The organism is Psychrobacter sp. 1U2 (assembly GCF_051847575.1).
In genome coordinates this window covers 1-756 of sequence record NZ_JBPYDC010000963.1, presented here as the reverse complement: position 1 = coordinate 756, position 756 = coordinate 1, and the positions used below count along the sequence as shown (strand labels likewise).

Below are 756 nucleotides of genomic sequence, written 5' to 3'. Positions count from 1 at the left end.
GCCGGGACAGATGCGTACTATTTATCATGACCATGAACGCTTTTTGGAGACCTACTTTACTGAGTATCCAGGCTACTACTTTACTGGTGATGGGGTACAACGCGATGAAGACGGGCATTATTGGATTACCGGCCGCGTCGATGATGTACTTAATGTCTCAGGGCACCGTCTGGGCACTGCAGAAGTTGAAAGTGCAGTAGACGCTCATCCTTCTACGGTTGAAGCCGCTGTCGTCGGTATGCCGCATGACATTCGCGGCGTAGGTATTGCTGCCTTTATTATTCTCAGTATAGGAGAGGTTGCAAGCGATCAGCTAAAAGCTGAGCTAAATCGCCATGTGCGCACCGAGATTGGACCAATTGCCAATTTAGATGCTATCTATGTCGTTGAGGCTCTACCCAAAACCCGATCTGGTAAGATTATGCGTCGCATCTTACGTAATATCGCTGCAGGGCAGTATGTTGGGCTTGGTGACCTGTCAACCCTTGCTGATAGCTCGGTCATCAACAAGATAATTGATGTGGTCAAAGCAGAACGCGAGGCAAAACACTGTTAGTAAGCAACTGTTAGTAAGCAATAAAATAGCGAACCATAATTATAAACAGGATTCATAAGTATGGTTCGCGCGCAACTTTACTAGACAAACATCAAATATCACAAAAGTCATGCTGTTTTTAATAGCATGACTTTTTAATATAGACAGCATGACAAAAACATAAAGACTCGTTTTTAATGAGGTTTTAATCGTTGCCAAAT

1 protein-coding gene is annotated in these 756 nt (G+C 43.9%); it reads left to right on the top strand.

The genetic code is table 11. The annotated features are described in order from the left end of the window. On the top strand, positions 1–556 hold a 556-nt coding region (locus ACS8FD_RS19800; protein ID WP_439277125.1), incomplete at its 5' end, for an AMP-binding enzyme. Between the last annotated feature and the right edge of the window lie 200 nt (positions 557–756).